Below are 16,801 nucleotides of genomic sequence, written 5' to 3' on the forward strand. Positions count from 1 at the left end.
AGGTTGAGGACCATGTCGAAGGATATATTGGGCTATAAAGGCAAGCGCGTCGTCGTCATGGGCTGCTTCTCGGGCACCGGCGAGGCTTGCGCGCGCGCGCTCGTCGACCTCGGCGCCGAAGTGCATGGCGCCGACATCAAGCCGTCGCCGGTCGATCTCGCGAGCTTCACCGAGGTTGACCTCAAGAACCCCGACGCCATCGCGTCGGGCATCGCGAGCATCGGCGGCAAGATCGACGCCGTGTTCAACGTCTCGGGCCTGCCGCAGACCTTCCCCGGCGAGGATGTCGTCACGGTCAACTTCCTCGGCATCCGCGCTTGGACCGAAGGCTGGATTCCGCACCTCAACCCCGGCGCCGCGATCGTCTCGGTGTCGTCGCTCGGCGGCATGAAATGGCTGACGCGCCAACCTTTGCTGCGGGAATTCATCGCGATCGAGGATTTCGCCGAAGCGCGCCAATGGTATCTCGACCGCGCGGAAGAAGTCGGCGACCCCTACAGCCTCGCCAAGGAAGCGATCAACACCTGGACGCAGGCCCGCGCGCCCGACCTGATCGGCCGCGACATCCGCATCAACTGCACCATGCCCAGCCCGATCGACACCCCGATGCTCGGCGAATTCCGCAAGGTCGCGGGTGACGCGGTGCTCGGCGCCTTCGCTAAGGCCAAGGGGCGCTGTTCGACCGCCGAGGAACAGGCGCTGCCGCTGATCCTGCTCAACAGCGACGCCGCGAGCTTCATCAGCGGCGTGTGCCTGCCGGTCGACGCCGGCCTCGCGGGCGGGCTCGCGACGGGGGTGCTCGACATCCAGAAAATGATCGCCGAGGCGGCGGGCGCCTGATCAGCCCCGCGCCCCCAGCATCATCGAAATACTATGCGCCGCCGCCGCCTTCAGATCCGCGTAACCGACGCCGTCCGAATGACTGCTCATGGGCCCGATTGCCGACAGGCGCTCGAGTATCATCAGCACGGTGCCGGCGCAGGAGCGCGGCGACAGGTGCGCGGGGGTGCGCCCCGCCGCCTGCGCGCGCTCGACCTGGCTGCTGATCGCATCCATCATCGGCCGCGCCTGCGTCATCCGCGCCTCGTAGAAGCGCGTGTCGCCTTCCTCCGCCGCGAGGTTACGCACGACGAAGATCGTCCGGTTGCGGTTCCAGATGCCGGTATATTCCTCGACGAACGCCGCCGCGGCCGCTTCGGCGCCCGGCGACAGCCAGTCACGCGCGACGATCGCCTCAAGTTCGGGCGAGGTCTGGCTCGCATGTTCGAGCGCCGCGAGCACGACCTCGGGCACGCCCTTGAAATAGACGTAGAAGGTGGCGGGCGAGGTCTGCGCCGCGCGCGCGACGTCGACCACCGACACGTCGCGCAGCCCGTGCGTCTCGAGCAGGTCGACCGTTGCGTCGATCAACTGCTGCCGCGTCCGCTGTCCTTTCGCCCCCAGCTTGCGTTCGGGCGGGGTTTCCGCCGTGATGATGGCCTGTGTCTGCGTCAAATAGGTGATCCTGCCCCGAAATTTTCCCGCCATCCTAACAGCGGGGTTGCGATATGGCAAAAAATTGACGTATCGTCAAAAATGAAGCCCGAGACACGAAAATCAGGGGAAATGGGATGGAGAGGCTAGCCGGCAAGGTCGCCGTCGTAACCGGCGCATCGAAAGGCATGGGGCGGCATTTCGTCGCCGCGCTCGTCGCCTCAGGCGTGAAGGTCGCGTGCCTCGCGCGCCCATCGAACGAGTTCGACACGCTCGCCGCCGAGTTCGGCGACGCCGTGCTGCCGATCGCCTGCGACGTCGCCGCGTCGGAGGCAGTGAATGCCGCCGTCGCGCGGGCGGTCTTGCATTTCGGCCGCATCGACGTCGTGGTGGCTAATGCCGCGGTCTATCATCCCTTCGCCTTCGAAACCGGCAGCGACGACATGATCCGCAACCATGTCGATATCAATATCCTCGGCGTCTCGTGGCTGATCCGCGCCGCAATCCCGCACCTGCGCGCCACCAAGGGCCAGATCGTCGCAATCAGCAGCGAGTCGGTGAACATGCCTTTCCCGATGCTCGCGCTTTACGCCGCGACCAAGGCGGCGGTCGAAACGCTCTGCCACGGCCTGCGCGACGAACTGCGCAGCGACGACATCCGCATTACCATATTGCGTTCGGGCTCGGTCAAGGGCGGTTCGGGCGGCAAGAGCTGGTCGCAGGAGACCGTCGCCGCCTTCTACAAGAAGATCGTCGAGACCGGCCATGCGTCGATGACGGGCGAGGGGGCGACGCCTGAATCGATGGCGCAGGCCTTGCTGTCGGTGATCGGACTGCCCGCCGATATCGGCGTCGACCTGATCGAGGTCCGCGCGGCGCAGGTCGGCGTGCCCGAGGGGGCCAAGGCCGTCGCGAGCTGACGTGACCGACCGCCGCAATCTTCCCCTGATCATCGGTGCCCTCTGGATCGCCGAGGTCACCGGCTCGTTCGAGACCGCGATGATCCTCGCCGCGCTCAAGAAGCTGATCGAGGATTTCGGCAACCCCGCGATGGTCGGCTGGCTGATCACCGGCTACCTCATCGTCGGCGCCGCGATTGCCGCGATCGTCGGGCGTCTCGGCGACCTGTTCGGGCGGCGACAAGTGCTCGTCGTCGTGCTGATCATCGGCGCGGTCGGCTCGCTGATCAGCGCGCTCTCGACCAATTTCCCGGTGCTGCTCGCCGGGCGGCTGATGCAAGGCGTCACCGGCGCGATCCTGCCGCTCTGCATCGGGCTCGTGCACGAAAATGCGGGCAAGGAGCGCGCGCCGATGGCGATCGGCCTGATGATCTCGGGCGCCTCGATCGGCACCGCGGCGGGGCTCGTCGTCGGCGGCATGATCGTCGACAATTTCAGCTGGCACGGGGTGTTCTTCGCCAGTGCCGGTCTCTGTGCCGTCTCGGCGCTCGCGATCGGCGGGCTGCTCCCGCGCTCGCCGCGCCAGCCGGCATCCGAACCCGTCGACTGGCTGTCGGGCCTCGCCTTTGCACCTGGGGTCGCACTCGTCCTCGTCTATTTCTCCATGGGCAATGATTGGGGCTGGGCCAGCCCGCTGCCGCTCGCCGCGTTGGCCATCGGCGTGCTGCTCACCCTCTGGTGGTGGCGCGCCAGCCTCGCTAGCCCGAATCCGCTGATCGCGGTGCGCAGCTTCTCCGACCGCACCATCGCGATCGGCAGCGCGGTCACTGCGCTCGTCGCGATGAGCACGCTCCAGATCACCGTCTTCTTCTCGCTGATGATGCAGGCGCCGCTGTGGACGCTCGCCGGGCTCGGCTTCACCGCGACGCTCGCGGGGATTGCCAAGCTGCCCTCGAATCTCAGCTCGGTGTTCGCCAGCCCGCTCGGCGGCTGGCTCGCGGCGCGCGGCGGCGGACGCTTTGCGCTGATAGCGGGCGGGGGCGTCACCGTCGCGGGCTGGCTGCTCTGGTTCGTCATGGACGTCGACAGCTTTCCCAAGGTCGTGGCGCAGCTCATCGTCATCAGCTTCGGCACGACGATGCTCTTCTCGGTCGCGCCGACGATCATCGCCCAGGCCTCGCCGCCCGAACGGATCAGCGAAATCTCCGGCCTGCTCACCGTCATCCGCCAGCTCTTCATGGGCATCGGCGCGCAGATGGTGACGACCTTGCTCGCCGCCGACATCGTGCGCCGGGGTAGCGAAACCTACCCGTCGCCCTTCGCCTACGACTTCACGGTCGCCGTCATCGCCGCGCTCTGCACCGCCGCAGTGCTTACCGCGCTCGCGCTGCCGCGCCAACATCCACCGCAGGAACAACCATGAGACCGCTTCCCGAACTCACCCCCGAAAACACCGCCTTCTGGACTGGCGGCGCCGAGGGGAAATTGATGATCGCCTTCTGCGCCGATTGCAGCCACGCCATCCACCCGCCACAGTTGATCTGTCCGAAGTGCTGGTCTCAAGCCATTGAATTCAAACCCGTTACCGGCACAGGAGCGGTCTACACCTTCACCGTCAATCACCAGCCCTGGATGCCCGACATGCCCGTGCCCTTCGCGCTCGCGGTGGTCGACCTCGACGGCGCTCCCGGTGCACGCGTGACTGCCGAAGTGGTGAACGCTGACCCCGAAAGCGTTGTCATCGGCCAGACAATGAAGATCGGCTTCCTCAACATCGACGATATCTGGTTCCCGCAGTGGGAGCCCGCGCAATGACCCTGAACGCCGCCATCACCGGCGTCGGCATGTCCGACATCGGCCGCAAGACCAATCGCCCCGCAATGATCCACCTCGCCGAGGCTGCGCGCCGCGCGCTCGAATGCGCGGGGCTGACGCGCGCCGATATCGACGGCATTTCGACCTACCCGGGCAAGGCCGACAATTCGCCGGGCATGTCGCCGCTCGGCACCGGCGAGGTCCGCAACGCACTCGGGCTCAAGACGCGCTGGCACAGTGCGGTCCCCGACGGCCCGTCGCAGATGGCGCCCATCCAAGTCGCGGCGATGGCAGTTGCGACGGGGCAGGCACGCCACATCCTCTGCTTTCGCGCGCTCACCGAAAGCTCGTCGCAGACCGCGACGCAGCGCGCGAGCATCCCCGGCGCGGGCCGCGCGCGGCTCGGCGGCTGGTACTCCTACCTCGTCCCCGCAAAGGCGATGTCGGCGTCGAACTGGGCGGGCTGGATGGCGCAGCGCTATTTCCACGAGTTCGGCATGACGCGCGAGCATCTCGGCCTCGTCGCGACCGGCCAGCGCGCCTTCGCGCAGCAGAACCCCTCGGCGGTGATGCGCACGCCGCTGACGATGGACGATTATCTCGGCGCGCGCATGATCTCATCGCCGCTCGGGCTGTTCGACTGCGACGTGCCGATCGACGGGGCGTGCGTGGTGATCGTCTCGGCCGCCGACGCTGCGAAGGATTGCGCACAGGCGCCGCTGACGATCGCGGCGATGGGCGCCGCCCTCGGCTCGCAGGAGACCTGGGACCAGCGCCCCGACCTCACCACGATGGGCGCACACGACAGCGCCGCCGATATGTGGGCGCGTACGGACCTCAAGCCCGCCGATGTCGATGTCCTCGGCCTCTACGACGGCTTCAGCATCTTCGTGCCCTTCTGGCTCGAGGCCATGGGCTTTTGCGGGCATGGCGAGGCGAAGGACTTCATTGCGGACGGCAATATCGGCCCCGGCGGACGCTTTCCGGTGAACACCGGCGGCGGACAATTGTCGGGCGGCCGCCTCCACGGCTTCGGGCTGTTGCACGAGGTTTGCACCCAGCTCTGGGGGCAGGCCGGCGGGCGTCAGATCGACGGCGCGAAGGTCGGCGCGTGCGGCATGGGCGGCGGCTTTATCGCCGGATCGATGCTGCTGCGGCGGGACTAGAGATCGATCCAGCGGCGTTCGTGAGACGCGGTTGCGGCCGCCTCGACGACCTCCTGCACATGCAGGCCCTGCGCGAAGTCGGGTGCCGCCGCTCCGTCGCCATTGATCGCATCGCGCATCTTCGCAAAGATCGATGCCAGCGCCAGCAAACCCGTCTCAGGCCGATCGGCTACGGCGCGGCATCCCGGCACCGCCAGATATTCGGGCTGGATCGCGATCTCGCCCACCGCGGCGCTGCCCAGCGCCGGATTCTGCGTCCCGAACAGCCGCGTGTCATGCGCCATCGGAAACACCGGCGCGCGCGCTTCGAGCCGTCCCTTCGATCCCCAGACCGAAAAGCGGAAGCCGTCGCCGCCGATCTTGCACCAGTTCGCCTCCAGCCGCGTCGGCAGCCCCGAGGCATGGCGCAGCAGCATCGACGCCCGGTCGGGCACCGCCGGACGGATGGTCTCGCCCTCCAGCGGCCACGCCTTCAGCGTCAGCGACTGGTCGGCGGTCACCGAAGCCACCGGTCCGAAAAAATGCACCAGCAGGTGCAACATATGGCTGCCCAGATTGCGCCCCGCGCTCGCGCCATTCGCGGGATCGGCGAACCAGACGTAGCCCGGCACATTGGTCTGCGCCGCGCTGAACAAAGGCACCTCGAACGCGACATCGGCGCCGAAGACCTCGCCGATCCAGCCGGCGTCGATCATCGCCTTCATCTGGACCATGGCAGGCACCGCCTGCATGAAGGCGTCGACCACCGCGACGGTCCTGGCGCTTTGCCACGTGTCGGCCATCGCGCGCGCATCGGCCAGATCTTTGGCGAAGGGGATGCCATTATAGACATGCTTGCCCGCAGCCAGCGCCGCCATCACCATATCGAAGCGCAGCGGCGGCCGCGTCCCGCAATCGACGATGTCGATCTCGGGATCGGCCGCCATCGCGCGGAAATCGTGGAATGCGCGCGCGACCTTGAAGTCCTCGGCCGCTTTCGCGGCCGTTTCGGGCCGCGACGTGCAGATCGCGGTGACCTCGACCCCGTCGAGGCTACGCCAGGCGGGCAAATGCGCTTTGGCGCCCCAGGCGGCGCTGATGATGCCGACGCGGAGGGGAGGGGACATGGCGGCCTCCGCGCTCAGGCGATCGCCTTGCGGTTCTTCAGATCCTCGATGCGATCCCAGTCGAGGCCCAATTCCATCAGGAAGAGTTCGGTATGCTCCGACGCTTCGGGCGCGCGGGTGTTCTCGACCCCCGCATGGTTGAACTGCACCGGATTGGCGACCAGCCGGATCGGCGCGCCGCCGTCGGCGGACTCGACCTCGAAGATCAGGTCGTTCGCCAGCACCTGCTCGTCGCTCGCGACATCGTGCACCGACTGATACGCCGCCCATTGGCCCTTCATGGACTTCAGATGCTGGCACCAATAATCGAAGCTCTGCGCCGCGATGGCCGCCTTGACCAGCGGATAGGCTTCCGCCGCATTCGCCATGATCGCCTCGGCGGTCGAGAAACGCTCGTCCTGCGCGGCCTCGGGAATGCCAAGATGGCCGAACACATCGTCGATATAGGGGCCGGGCGACAGCACGGTCAGGTTGATGAACTTGCCGTCCGACGTCTTGAACACCCCCATGAAGGGATTGGTCCCGACCGACTGCCCGCCGCCGGGCATCAGATTCTCGAACGGATCCTTGTCCAGTTCCATCGCGACGTCGACCGAACAGGCGGTCGCCCAGATGCCCGACGACAGGAGGGAGACATCGACCTCGGTCGCCTCGCCGGTCCGTTCCCGGTGGAACAGCGCCGCGGCGATCCCGCCCGCGATGTTCATGCCGCCGATCGTGTCACCATAGGCCGGCCCCGGCTGCGTCAACGGCCCGTCGAGCTCCTTGGGCGTCACCAGCACCGCCGACCCGCCGCGCGCCCAATAGGCCGTGCTGTCGAACCCGCCCTTGTCGCGCTCGGGGCCCTTGTCGCCGAAGGCGCTGCCGCGAACATAGATGATGTCGGGGTTCGCCGCGCGGATATGCTCGATGTCGATCTTCAATTTCTGCCGCGCCGAGGGCAGGTAGTTGGTCAGGAAGACGTCGGCGGTCTTCGCGATCTCATAGAGCAGCTCGCGGCCTTCCTCGGTTGAGATATCGATCCCGACGCTGCGCTTGCCGCGGTTCGGATGCTGCATCAGCGACGAGCGCTGCGGATTGACCGCGAGCCGCTGGAGCATCTGGATGCCGCGCTGCGCATCGCCGCGCACCGGATGCTCGATCTTGATCACATCGGCGCCCCAGTCGGTCATCACGCCGCCCGCCGCGGGAACGAAGGTGAATTGCGCAACCTCGAGGACGCGGATGCCCTCCATGACCTTTGTCATCGCCGTGTCTCTCCCTTTTGGCCCTTATTCGGCGTGAAAGCTGATCACCTTTTGATAGGTGAATTCGTTGAGGCCATCCTCGCCATATTCGCGGCCGTAGCCCGAGCGCTTTATGCCGCCGAAGGGCGCGTCGGACTGCATCGTCCCCGCGCCGCCGTTGATCGATACGCCGCCGGTGCGGATCTTGAGCGCCATGCGATAGGCTTCGCCCGCATCGGCCGAGTAGATCGCGCCCGACAGGCCGAAATCGCTGTCGTTCGCCATTGCGACGGCCTCGGCATCGTCGTCGAAACCGATCACGGCGCCGATCGGCCCGAACACCTCTTCCTGCGCGATGCGGCTGTCGTTCTTCACATTGTCGAACAGCGTCGGCTCGTAATAATAGCCCTTGTCGAGCCCGTCGGGCCGCTTGCCGCCCGCGACGAGCGTCGCGCCCTCGTCTTGAGCGATTGCGACATAATCCTCGGTGCGCTTGCGCGCGACTTCGCGGATCAGCGGGCCGTAATTGACGCTGGGGTCCACCGGATTGCCGATCTTCAGATGCCCGAGCATCGCCTTCATCGCCTCGACGAACTGCGGGCGGACGCTGTTGTGGACGAGGTGGCGCGTGGTGAGTGCGCAGCCCTGGCCGCCATGCGTCGTAAAGCCCATGATCCCCGCCGCTGCGGCTTTCGCGATATCGGCGTCGGCGCGGACGATCAGCGCCGACTTGCCGCCAAGCTCCATCACGATGCGCTTCAGCGTCGGCGCCGCCTGCGACTGGATCATTGCCCCGACCTTGTCCGACCCGGTGAAGTGGACGAGGTCGACGCGCGGGTCGGTGGTCAGCAATTTGCCCGTCTCGATATCGCCGGTGACGATGCTCAGCACGCCCTTGGGCAGCCCGACCTCGTCGGCGATCTCGCCGAGGATCAGCGCCTGCATCGGGGTGTAGGGCGAGGGTTTGAGCACCACCGTGCAGCCGACCGCGAGCGCCGGAATCACCTTGCCGATATTGAGGAAGAAGGGGAAGTTGTACGGCGAGATCGCCGCGACCACACCCACCGGCTCGCGGCTCACCACCCCGGTGCCCAGCGTCGTGCGGCCGAGCGCATTGGGAGTGAGCTCGACCGGCAGCGACGACACCGCGGGGCGCGAGGCGACCTCGATCGTCCGCCGCGCATGCTTCATCGGGATGCCATATTGCAGAAACTCGGCGAGCATCCGCGTCGCGCCCGCCTCGGCAACGATCATATCGACGATTTCGCCCTTGCGCGCGTCGAGCGCGTTGAGGAAGCGCGTCAGCACCGCCTGCCGCTCGGCGACCGGCATATAAGCCCAATCGCCCTGGTCGAACGCGGTGCGCGCCGCGCCGATGGCGGCGTCGACCTGCGCCGCGCTGCCGACCGGTGCCTCGATCAGCAGGCTTTCGTCGGCGGGGTTGATCACCGCCTCGCGCTGGTCGGTCTTCTGCCATTCGCCGCCCACGTAAATGGCGTCGTCATATTTCAAGAAAGCCATGTTGTTGTCCTTATGAAACGGCTTTGGTGTCCCAGACGATCGGCAGGTTGCGGATCGACAGCAGCCCGGGGATCACGGTGGTATCGGCGCCCGGTTTGAGGCGGAAGGGCGGCACGCGCGACAGCCATTCGGCGAGCAGCACCCGCAGCTCGCGCCGCGCCAGATGCGCGCCGAGGCAGATATGCACCCCGCCGATCAGCGTGAAATGGCGGTTGTTCTTGCGCTCGGGGTCGAAGTCGCGCGGGCAAGCGAACTGCTTTTCATCGAAATTGCCCGAGCTGTTGATGCAGGCGATCCAGTCGCCTTCTTTCAGGTCGACGCCGTGCCAGGTGAAATCCTTCTTGATCCGCCGACCGCTGTTGACGAGCGGCTGGACACGCAGGAATTCCTCGACCGCGCTGTTGATGATCTCCGGATTGGCGCGAATGCGGGCCTGCAACTCGGTGTCCAGCGCCATGCGGCGGAACATCTGACTGATCGTCGACGCGACTGTGTCGAGCCCGCCGAGCCACAGGAACCAGGTCATGCCGATCGTCTCGTCGGCCGTCAGCGGCTGGCCATCCATCTGGCCGTTGGCGATATAGCTGCCCAGTGTCTCGTCGGGGTTCGCCTGCTTCTCGGCGATAAAGCCGCGGAGGTAAGCGAGGATGCCCTTCACCGCCTCGGCCTTCGCCGCGATGTCGGGGTTGTGCAGGATCGCATATTCCCATTCGAGGAACTGGTCGAACATGCTGAAGGGGAAACCCATCAGGTTGAGGAAGACGCGAACCGGGAAGATGCGCCCGAAGTCATAGGCGATATCGACCTCGCCATCCTTGACCACCGCATCGATCATCTCGGTCACGATCGCGCGGATTTTCGGCTCCATGTCGTTCATCGCCACCGGCGTGAACCAGGGGTTCAGGAACTTGCGGTAGCGGCCATGGTCGGGCGGATCGATGCCGAGCGGGATCGACGGAAAAGTCTCGCCCGCCAGCGCCTGGAACTGCGCCGCACCCTCGGTCGAGAAGATGTCGTTATCCTCATAGACGCGGCGGATGTCCTCATAATGCGACACTGTCCACGCGCCATGCTGGCGCCCGCTCGTCGGCCAGGGGTAATAGAGGATGCGCGGCACCTCAGGGTCGCGCATCACATCCGAAGGCAGATAGGGGTCGGGCAGGTCATAGGCGATCTGGCCCTGCGCAAAGCGCGTGTCGAGCACCAGTTCGGGCGGGACATGCGCGGGCACCGGCGGGGCGTCCGCCGGGGCATGCGCGATCGGACAGCGGGAAAGCGTCGTCTCGGTCATATGTCCTCCGTTCAGGCCGAGGCAAACATGCGTTCGATGTCGCCTGAGGTAATCGGCCGGCGCGCCTTGCCGATCGCGTCCATGCTGTCGGTCTTGAGCCCGCCGAGATTGTGCCGTGGGCTGACGTCGACATCCTTGCCCAGCTCGCGCAAATGCCCGACGGTGCAATTCTCCCGCCCGCCGTTCAGCGCGAAGGCGTCGAAGCTATACTCGCGCATCACATTGAGGTGGGTGATCTTGTCGATGATGGTCTTGTCGAGCCCGTTGACCGACGCCCACAGATATTCGGGGACATTGGGCCACACCGTGTCCGAATGCGGATAATCGCATTCATAGGCGACCATGTCGGTGTTCATATAGTCGAGGTTCTTCACCCCGAACTGGTCGTCGATGAAGCAGCAAATGATGTGCCGCTTGAACAGGTCCGACGGCCGCTCGCCGCCGAAATCGGTGAAGGTCCATTCGTGATGATGTTCGTGCGTGAAATCAGCGCGCTCGAGGAAATAGGGGATCCAGCCGATGCCGCCCTCGCTGAGCGCCATGCGCAGATCGGGGTAGCGCTGCCAGAATTTCGCGAAGGTCCAGTCGGCGGCCGAATTGGCGATCGAGATCGGCATCGCGGTGATCCACGCGTCGATCGGGCTTTCGGGCGAGGGGTGCATCGCGCGCGCGCCGGTGCCGATATGGCAGTTGATCACCATCTTGTAGTCGGAGCAGGCCTTCCAGAAGGGCTCCCAATATTCGTTGTGAATGCTCGGCAGGCCGATGTTGGCCGGATTGTCCGAGAAGCTGACGGCATGGACGCCGAGGTCGCTCATCCGCTTCAGCTCGGCGAGCGTGTCGTCCATGTTCCACATCGGAATGAGGCACATCGGAATGAAGCGGCCGGGCGCGGCGGCGCACCATTCCTGTACATGCCAGTCGTTCCACGCGCGGCAGGCCAGCAGCGCCTCCTCGGGATCCTTCTGCGCCATGGTGACGAAAGTGCCGCCGGCAAAACTCGGCATCGTCGGGAAGTTCAATGAGGCGAGCACGCCATTGGCGTTCATGTCGTCGACGCGCAGCTTCGGATCATAGGTGCCGGGGCGAAGCTGCTCAAACGCGCTCGGTTCCATGCCATATTCGCTGCGCGGACGGCCGACGACGGCGTTGAGGCCGATCGTCGGGAAGCGCTGGCCGTTCCACGACCAGATATCCTTGCCATTGTCCTGCACGATGCGCGGCGCGCGGTCCTTCTTACCTTCGGGATAGTGGCGGATGAAGGCCTCGGGCGGTTCGACCGCATGATCGTCGACGCTGATGATCACCATGTCGTCCATCTGCATGGCGACTCTCCTCTCAAATGGTTTGTTATTGGCGTCATCATCGCAAAAATTGACGATGTGTCAACTCTTGGTTTATGACATAGTTAAATAAGTGGGAGGTGCTGATGGTCGCGCGAACGCTGCCGGTGATCGACAGGGATAATGAAGCTTATTGGACGTGGGGACGCGAAGGAAAGCTCGCGATCTATCGCTGTGCCGCCTGCGAATATTTCGTCCATCCGCCGGTGCCTTTTTGCCCGCGCTGCGAGAGCCGCGACGTCGCGCCGCAGGCGGTGTCGGGGCGGGGCAGGGTGGTGACCTTCACCGTCAATCACAAGGCGTGGGTGCCCGATCTCGCCGCCCCCTATGTGCTCGCGCTGGTCGCGATCGCCGAGCAGGACGATGTTCGCATCCCGTGCAATATCGTCGAATGCGATCCTGAAACGGTCGATTTCAACATGGATGTCGAGGTCGTCTTCGAACCGGTCGAAGACCTGTGGGTCCCGCTCTTCCGTCCGGTGACCGCATGACGCGCTTCGCCGAGAAGAATACCGCGATCACCGGCGTCGGCATGTCCGACGTCTCGCGCGGCGCCGACAAGTCTGCGCTGGCGCTGACCGTCGACGCCGCGCTCGAAGCCATCGCCGATGCCGGCCTGACCCGCGCCGACATCGACGGTATCGCGACCTGGCCCGGCGAGCGCGCCGACGGATCGGGCTTCTCGCCCGTCGGCTGCGCGGCTTTGCAGGATGCGCTGCGGCTCGAGGTCGGCTGGTACGGCGGCGGCGGCGAGGCGCCCGGCCAATATGGCGCGGTGTTCAACGCGATCGGCGCAATCGCCGCCGGCCTCTGCCGCAACGTCCTGATCTTCCGTACCATGTACGAAGCGACCGCGCGCAAGACCGCCTATGCCAATAGCTTGCTTCGCGAGGGCCAGCGGCAGGCAGGCCCCTTTTCCTGGTACGCCCCCTATTACACCTATGCCGCCGCGCTCCAGCAGGCGCTCTTCTTCAACCTCTATGTCCACAAGAGCGGCATCCGCCCCGACCAGGTCGGCCAGATCGCGGTCAACCAGCGCCGCAACGCCGCGCTCAACCCCAAGGCGATCTACAAGGCCCCGATCACCATCGACGATTATCTCGCCTCGCCGCTGATCGCGACCCCGCTGCGCCTCTACGACTGCGACGTCCCGATCGATGGCGCCGCCGCGATCATCGTCTCGCGGATGGACGTCGCGCGAACGTTGAAGAACCCGCCGATCCGGATCGGCGCGATCGGATCGTCGATGCGCTACCGCAACAGCTGGACCCAGCTCGCCGAACTCGACACGCAGGCGCAGCCCAAGGTCGCCGAGATGATGTGGTCGCGCACCGACCTCAAGCCCGCCGACGTCGACATCGCGCAGCTTTACGACGGCTTCAGCTTCCACACGATCAACTGGCTCGAAAATTTCGGCTTCTGCGAGCTTCATGGTGCCAAGTATTTTATCGACGGCGGCCATCGCATCGCGCTCGATGGCGATCTGCCCGTCAACACCGGCGGCGGCGCAATGTCGGGCGGGCGTCTCCACGCCTATGGTGCGGTCCACGAAGCCTGCACCCAGCTCTGGGGCCGGGCAGGGGCGCGGCAAGTGCAGGGCGACCCGCAGGTCTGCGCCACCTCGACCTCGGGCGGCCCGCTCGCTGGAGCCATGCTGCTCGTCCGCGATTAGGCTTGCCAGACGATGTTGCCGCCGATCAGGGTCAGGCCCACGCATCCCACCGCGGCGGGGTCATCGGGCCAATCGTAAAGGATGAGATCGGCGGCGGCGCCGACCGCCAGCGGTCCGGCCCGATAGAGCGCCAGCGCCGCCGCCCGGTCGATGGCTTCGTCCGCGCCGATGATGCCGCCGCCGCGGGTCAAACGGTCGGTGGCGGCGCGCAGCGCGATCCACGGATTGGCATCGCCATAAGGCGCATCGGATCCCGCGCGCACTTTTATGCCGCCGCGCTGCAAGGACGCTAGCCGATAGATATCGCCGAGTTCATGGGGGTCGAGCTGTTCGAGATAGCGGTCGCCGCGGTCGTGGATGAAATTGGGCTGGGTGACGACGATCAGGCCCGCCGCGGCAATGTCGGCAATCAGGCTTTCGGCGATCATCCCGCCATGCTCGATCCGGTCGCCCGGACGCGCGCCGCCCGCCATCGCGAGCGCTTCGAGATAGAAGAGCAGTTCGCCCAACGTCACGCAATGCGCCGCGACCGCGCGGCCCAGCGCGCGTGCCGAAGCGATCCGCGATACCACTGTCGCGACCGGCGGCAGGTCGTCTTCGTCGAACAGCAGCTTGACCGCGCCCAGCACATAGCCATCGCCCGGTGGCAGCGCCTCGGTCCCCATGATCGTCAGCCGCTGCGGCATCGCACCGGCAAGAATCGCGGCTTCTTCGGCACCGTTGGCCGCGCCCGCGTCGGTTACGCCGGTCACCCCCCACCGCGCCAGCCGACCGCCCAATGCCGCTAGCGATGGCGGCGCGCCGCCGATCTTTTCGCGCAGCCAGGTATCGCCGCGCCGGATCCGCCCGTTCGGGCGGCCATCGGCATCACGTTCGACACAGGCGGGAAACGGCGCTTCGCCGAGCTTCGCCAGACCGGTACTGTTGAGGATCCAGTAGCCGCCGGTGCGATCCTGTACCCGCAGCGGCCGATCGGGCAGCCATTGGTCAAGGAGCACGCGATCGGGCAACCCCGCGGCCCGATCGTCATAGCCGATCGCGCGCACCCATTCGCCCGGCAGGCTTGATCCAGTCCGCAGCCGCGTAATGATCGTATCGACGTCGCGGACGCCGGCAAGGTCCACCGACTCCATGCGCGCTGCGGTGGCGAGCAAGTGCAGGTGATGATCGTGAAACCCCGGGCCGATGACCTGACCGCGTGCGTCGATCTCCGCGCCCGCTCCGGCAACTTCGCTTCCCAGCGCCGCAATTCGCCCGTTGCGTATACCGACCGAAAGCGCGCGCCCGTCGGCGCCCCGGGCATTGCGGATGAGAAGATTGAACGATGCGTTCATGCGATCGCTCCGGCAAAATGCGCTGCGGTGCCAGCCAGCGGCACGTCGAGCAAACCGCTTCGTCCATCGGCCATCGCTTCGAGCGCGAGGGTCGCGGCGGTGAGCCCGGTCAGCGGGTCGGCGAGGGCGTCGCCGATGAAATTGGGCGTTCCGTCCAGCCACCGCACCAACCCGCCCGCCGCGGCGCAATCGTCGCCGAAGCCGACGCGCATCGCCGCCGCGCCGCGCCAGCCATGCGCGGTGATCGCCACCCACAAGAGTCCGGGGTTGCGCGCGAACAAGCTGGCTTCGTCCAGCCCGAGCCGCGCCAACGCATGCGGCCGCGCCGCGGTGATCAACACGCGGGCACGCCCGATCGTCGCGATCAGGTCGGGATCGTCCAATTCCATCGTCACGTGCTGCTTGGCGCCGTTGAGCCGGGTGTCGAGCGCGGGCATATGGTGCGATGTCGGATCGGGCCGCCCCGGACTTTCGATCTTCACCACGTCATGGCCGGCTTCGGCGAGCAGGCCGGCGCAATAGGGCCCCGCCCATAGCGCCGAGAGATCGACGACCAGGCCGTCGCGGGCTGCCCCGACCGGCAATTCGCGCGGCGTTACGGGGGCTGCCTCGCCGACAATCGCGACGGGGAGATGGAGGGCCTGCGCGGCCACCGCCATCTGTCCGGCAGAGCGGTCGGCTGCGGCGGCGATAACGGCACTCCACGGGTCGGTGTCGAACGACGCGCCGGTCCATGCGGGAACGAGGTCGCGGTCGTCTTCGCGCGCCAGCGAGACCGCCAGCCAGCCGTCGCGGCACGCGACCAGCCGGCAATGCCGGTTCGGCGACCACAGGCCGGGTTCTTGCAGCGCGAGATCACCGTCGCGCGCCAAGGCCTGCCGCGCATCGAAAGTGATCTTGCCTTCCGCTGCCGCGACCAGCCGCTTGCCGGCGGCGGCGACCGCGTCGAGCAGCGCGGTCATGCGGCGTCCTCGATCGCGTGGATCAGACCCCATTCGCTCGCAATCCGCGCGTCTATCCGCTTTCCCGACAGCAGCATCCAATAGCTGCGGTGCCGTCCGATCGCCCGCGTGACCGTCGCCGTGCCGCCCGCACCGGGGATCAGCCCCATCGCCAGTTCGGGAAGCTGGAACCATGCATCGGATGCCGCGATGCGGTGATGCGCGGCCGCGGCGACCTCAATCCCCGACCCTACACAGGCGCCGTGCAGCCGGACCGTTCCCCGCTCTCCCAGCGTGTCGAGAGCGCGGGCGCAGCTATGCAGCATCCGCACCGCATGCGCTTCAGCGAGGTCGGTTGCGGTTCCGAACTCGGCAAGCGCTCCGCCGGTTGAAAAGCAGCGTCCCGCGCCCTGCAAGGCGACGGCGGGCTCGGTTGGATCGTCGAGCGCATTGGCAAGCGCTTCGTACAGCGCATCGCGCATTGTAGCTGTCATCGCGTTGCGGTTTGCGGGATCGTTCAGGGTCAGCGTGAGGCGGTCGGCCTGCCGTGCGGCGGTTACCGGCTCGACCGGCGGCAGGGTGGGTGCGTCGGGCGCGGAGCGAACTCGCCAGCGCCGGAACTCTTCGCCGCCGAGCAGGGCCGAATAGGCAAGCGATTCGACCGTCAGCGCATCGGCGAGCGGCAGCTTCGCTGTCAGCCGCAACACCTGCGCCGCAATGGTGGTGGCCAGCGGGTTGGCGTACGCCGCATTGGCGAGCTGCGCTACCGCCGTATCGAAGCGCTGTTTGCCGACCGATACCCATGGGCGCGGCGCATTCTCCGCCGCCGTGACCAGCACGTCGAAGTCGTCCTCTCCGACCGGCGGCAGGGCGCCATCGGGATCGAGGCCAATGACCGCCGCCTGGATCGGCGCGACCGGGCGCCGCCATGTCGCGGCGTCGACGGCCAGAACCGGTACGCCGCCCGGGGCGGAGAGCCGGTCGGCGTCGAGATGGTCGGCAATCGTCATCGCG

Annotated in this window: 16 protein-coding genes; 7 read left to right on the forward strand and 9 right to left on the reverse strand. The window is 66.6% G+C overall.

The features are described from left to right. Positions 1-12 precede the first annotated feature (12 nt). Positions 13-840, forward strand: a complete 828-nt coding sequence (locus LH19_RS08225) for a coniferyl-alcohol dehydrogenase (protein ID WP_054726950.1) — start codon at positions 13-15, stop codon at positions 838-840. On the opposite strand, the gene LH19_RS08230 is transcribed toward LH19_RS08225, so the two are convergent. Continuing rightward, positions 841-1,494 (reverse strand): TetR/AcrR family transcriptional regulator, encoded by a 654-nt coding sequence (locus tag LH19_RS08230; protein WP_158514416.1) that lies wholly within the window; start codon positions 1,492-1,494, stop codon positions 841-843. A gap of 116 nt (positions 1,495-1,610) precedes the next feature. On the opposite strand from LH19_RS08230, the gene LH19_RS08235 reads away from it, so the two are divergent. Genes LH19_RS08235 through LH19_RS08250 form a run of 4 tightly spaced genes read left to right on the forward strand, consistent with a single transcriptional unit; the run spans position 1,611 to position 5,353 of the window. Continuing rightward, positions 1,611-2,393 carry an SDR family oxidoreductase gene (locus LH19_RS08235; protein ID WP_054726954.1) on the forward strand — a complete coding sequence of 261 codons (783 nt, stop codon included), beginning with the start codon at positions 1,611-1,613 and terminating at the stop codon, positions 2,391-2,393. A 1-nt stretch (position 2,394) separates the two neighbouring features. Further along, a complete protein-coding gene (locus LH19_RS08240) occupies positions 2,395-3,795 on the forward strand; it encodes an MFS transporter (RefSeq protein WP_054726956.1) in 1,401 nt (466 codons plus the stop codon). Then, a complete protein-coding gene (locus LH19_RS08245) occupies positions 3,792-4,187 on the forward strand; it encodes a Zn-ribbon domain-containing OB-fold protein (RefSeq protein ID WP_054726957.1) in 396 nt (131 codons plus the stop codon). Before LH19_RS08240 ends, LH19_RS08245 begins: the two co-directional genes overlap by 4 nt. Then, a complete protein-coding gene (locus LH19_RS08250) occupies positions 4,184-5,353 on the forward strand; it encodes a thiolase family protein (RefSeq protein WP_054726959.1) in 1,170 nt (389 codons plus the stop codon). The genes LH19_RS08245 and LH19_RS08250 overlap by 4 nt, the downstream gene beginning before the upstream one ends. On the opposite strand, the gene LH19_RS08255 is transcribed toward LH19_RS08250, so the two are convergent. The 5 genes from LH19_RS08255 to LH19_RS08275 are packed head-to-tail and all read right to left on the reverse strand — an operon-like array spanning position 5,350 to position 11,822. Then, positions 5,350-6,459, reverse strand: a complete 1,110-nt coding sequence (locus LH19_RS08255; protein WP_054726961.1) for a Gfo/Idh/MocA family protein — start codon at positions 6,457-6,459, stop codon at positions 5,350-5,352. The genes LH19_RS08250 and LH19_RS08255 overlap by 4 nt on opposite strands. A gap of 14 nt (positions 6,460-6,473) precedes the next feature. After that, positions 6,474-7,706, reverse strand: a complete 1,233-nt coding sequence (locus tag LH19_RS08260) for a CaiB/BaiF CoA transferase family protein (protein ID WP_201258446.1) — start codon at positions 7,704-7,706, stop codon at positions 6,474-6,476. Positions 7,707-7,730: 24 nt separating this feature from the next. Beyond that, positions 7,731-9,206, reverse strand: a complete 1,476-nt coding sequence (locus LH19_RS08265) for an aldehyde dehydrogenase family protein (protein ID WP_054726965.1) — start codon at positions 9,204-9,206, stop codon at positions 7,731-7,733. Positions 9,207-9,216: 10 nt separating this feature from the next. Beyond that, positions 9,217-10,497, reverse strand: coding sequence for a cytochrome P450 (locus LH19_RS08270; protein WP_054726966.1), 1,281 nt, complete (start codon positions 10,495-10,497; stop codon positions 9,217-9,219). Between the two features lie 11 nt (positions 10,498-10,508). Then, positions 10,509-11,822 (reverse strand): amidohydrolase family protein, encoded by a 1,314-nt coding sequence (locus LH19_RS08275; RefSeq protein ID WP_054726969.1) that lies wholly within the window; start codon positions 11,820-11,822, stop codon positions 10,509-10,511. Between the two features lie 104 nt (positions 11,823-11,926). Here LH19_RS08275 and LH19_RS08280 point away from each other — a divergent pair, with 104 nt between their 5' ends. Then, a complete protein-coding gene (locus LH19_RS08280; RefSeq protein WP_054726970.1) occupies positions 11,927-12,331 on the forward strand; it encodes a Zn-ribbon domain-containing OB-fold protein in 405 nt (134 codons plus the stop codon). Beyond that, a complete protein-coding gene (locus LH19_RS08285) occupies positions 12,328-13,512 on the forward strand; it encodes a thiolase family protein (protein ID WP_054726973.1) in 1,185 nt (394 codons plus the stop codon). Before LH19_RS08280 ends, LH19_RS08285 begins: the two co-directional genes overlap by 4 nt. On the opposite strand, the gene LH19_RS08290 is transcribed toward LH19_RS08285, so the two are convergent. From LH19_RS08290 to LH19_RS08300, 3 genes are read right to left on the reverse strand one after another with little or no spacing between them, the layout of a single operon-like run. Further along, positions 13,509-14,846 carry an amidohydrolase family protein gene (locus LH19_RS08290; RefSeq protein ID WP_054726975.1) on the reverse strand — a complete coding sequence of 446 codons (1,338 nt, stop codon included), beginning with the start codon at positions 14,844-14,846 and terminating at the stop codon, positions 13,509-13,511. The genes LH19_RS08285 and LH19_RS08290 overlap by 4 nt on opposite strands. Next, a complete protein-coding gene (locus LH19_RS08295; protein WP_054726976.1) occupies positions 14,843-15,808 on the reverse strand; it encodes a CoA transferase in 966 nt (321 codons plus the stop codon). The genes LH19_RS08290 and LH19_RS08295 overlap by 4 nt, the downstream gene beginning before the upstream one ends. Beyond that, positions 15,805-16,797, reverse strand: a complete 993-nt coding sequence (locus LH19_RS08300) for an enoyl-CoA hydratase/isomerase family protein (RefSeq protein WP_054726981.1) — start codon at positions 16,795-16,797, stop codon at positions 15,805-15,807. Before LH19_RS08300 ends, LH19_RS08295 begins: the two co-directional genes overlap by 4 nt. Between the last annotated feature and the right edge of the window lie 4 nt (positions 16,798-16,801).

The organism is Sphingopyxis macrogoltabida (assembly GCF_001314325.1).
GTDB lineage: Bacteria > Pseudomonadota > Alphaproteobacteria > Sphingomonadales > Sphingomonadaceae > Sphingopyxis > Sphingopyxis macrogoltabida.

Excerpts from the sequence above, each read along its gene's own strand:
- LH19_RS08225 (WP_054726950.1), top strand. The coding sequence starts at position 13 with ATGTCGAAGGATATATTGGGCTATAAAGGCAAGCGCGTCGTCGTCATG.
- LH19_RS08235 (WP_054726954.1), top strand. The coding sequence starts at position 1,611 with ATGGAGAGGCTAGCCGGCAAGGTCGCCGTCGTAACCGGCGCATCGAAA.
- LH19_RS08245 (WP_054726957.1), top strand. The coding sequence starts at position 3,792 with ATGAGACCGCTTCCCGAACTCACCCCCGAAAACACCGCCTTCTGGACT.
- LH19_RS08250 (WP_054726959.1), top strand. The coding sequence starts at position 4,184 with ATGACCCTGAACGCCGCCATCACCGGCGTCGGCATGTCCGACATCGGC.
- LH19_RS08255 (WP_054726961.1), bottom strand. The coding sequence starts at position 6,459 with ATGTCCCCTCCCCTCCGCGTCGGCATCATCAGCGCCGCCTGGGGCGCC.
- LH19_RS08260 (WP_201258446.1), bottom strand. The coding sequence starts at position 7,706 with ATGACAAAGGTCATGGAGGGCATCCGCGTCCTCGAGGTTGCGCAATTC.
- LH19_RS08265 (WP_054726965.1), bottom strand. The coding sequence starts at position 9,206 with ATGGCTTTCTTGAAATATGACGACGCCATTTACGTGGGCGGCGAATGG.
- LH19_RS08270 (WP_054726966.1), bottom strand. The coding sequence starts at position 10,497 with ATGACCGAGACGACGCTTTCCCGCTGTCCGATCGCGCATGCCCCGGCG.
- LH19_RS08275 (WP_054726969.1), bottom strand. The coding sequence starts at position 11,822 with ATGCAGATGGACGACATGGTGATCATCAGCGTCGACGATCATGCGGTC.
- LH19_RS08280 (WP_054726970.1), top strand. The coding sequence starts at position 11,927 with ATGGTCGCGCGAACGCTGCCGGTGATCGACAGGGATAATGAAGCTTAT.
- LH19_RS08285 (WP_054726973.1), top strand. The coding sequence starts at position 12,328 with ATGACGCGCTTCGCCGAGAAGAATACCGCGATCACCGGCGTCGGCATG.
- LH19_RS08290 (WP_054726975.1), bottom strand. The coding sequence starts at position 14,846 with ATGAACGCATCGTTCAATCTTCTCATCCGCAATGCCCGGGGCGCCGAC.
- LH19_RS08295 (WP_054726976.1), bottom strand. The coding sequence starts at position 15,808 with ATGACCGCGCTGCTCGACGCGGTCGCCGCCGCCGGCAAGCGGCTGGTC.
- LH19_RS08300 (WP_054726981.1), bottom strand. The coding sequence starts at position 16,797 with ATGACGATTGCCGACCATCTCGACGCCGACCGGCTCTCCGCCCCGGGC.